The sequence below is a fragment of the Streptomyces sparsogenes subsp. cuspidosporus genome (assembly GCF_039532705.1).
Classification (GTDB): Bacteria; Actinomycetota; Actinomycetes; order Streptomycetales; family Streptomycetaceae; genus Streptomyces; species Streptomyces sparsogenes.
This window is the reverse complement of record NZ_BAAASD010000134.1, coordinates 1-919: the sequence shown is the minus strand read 5'-3', so window position 1 is coordinate 919 and position 919 is coordinate 1. Positions and strand designations below refer to the sequence as shown.

Below are 919 nucleotides of genomic sequence, written 5' to 3'. Positions count from 1 at the left end.
TCCGGATTGAGCACCATGACCCGTCCGGCCGCCATGTACTTGGGCTTCGGCTCCGGTGGCAGGTTGTCCAGCTCGGTCTGGTACTTCGCCCGCTGCTCGTTGAACCAGACACGGTTCGCCTCGTCGCGGTCCTCGGCGGGCAGCCCGTCCAGCTTGCCCACGCTCGCCGGGTAGAGGGAGATGTACTCCGCCTGCTCCTCTTTGCTGAGGCCTTTCCACCAGGCCGCGTTCTCGTTGGGCGACTTGTCCTCGGGAATGCCGCGCAGATGGTCCCCGACCGTCTTCTTGACGTCGCCCCGGTCCTGGTCGGCGTCGGTCCAGTCCTCCTTGGTGACCGACAGATCCGCCACCGTGATCAGCTTGCCCAGCGTCCTGGCGTACTTGCCGTCCGCCTCCGTGGCGTCCTTGAGCGCGTCGCCGATCCGGTCCGCGTACCCCTGCGCCTGCTCCTTGGGCGTCGTGGTGACGAACGGCGTCCGGCCGCTCCCCGGCTGCTCGTACTCCTGGCCCGGCAGCAGCACGACCGGGGGCCGGTACTCCACCGACCCGTCCTCCTTGACGGTCATCCCCGCGTCCTGGGCGTCCTGCACGGCGTTGTCCAGCTTCTTCTTCGCCGCGCGCAACTCCGCCGCCAGCCCGTTCAGGGCCGTCAGGACCAGGGCGCACTCCACCTGCATGTAGTGGAAGTTCTCGCTCAGCCGCTCCAGCCGGCCCAGCGCCGCACCCACCCCCTGGCCCTTCAGACCCCCGCGCAGCTTCGCGTTGATCTCATTGTTCAGACGGTCCTTGGCCGCGCTCGCGCTGCTGCTGACCTTGTGCCAGCCGTCCGCCGCCTCCTCGAACTGGGCGGGGTCGAGCGCCTTCAACTGTGCGAAGGTAACCACGGCGCGGATCACCAGCTCCCCGACGGGCCACCCGG

The 919-nt window shown here is 68.9% G+C and carries 1 pseudogene; it reads right to left on the bottom strand.

Annotation, left to right across the window (positions count from 1 at the left end):
* Positions 1-884: pseudogene (locus ABFY07_RS42695) on the bottom strand (alpha/beta hydrolase); the annotation flags it as partial.
* Positions 885-919: the final 35 nt, after the last annotated feature.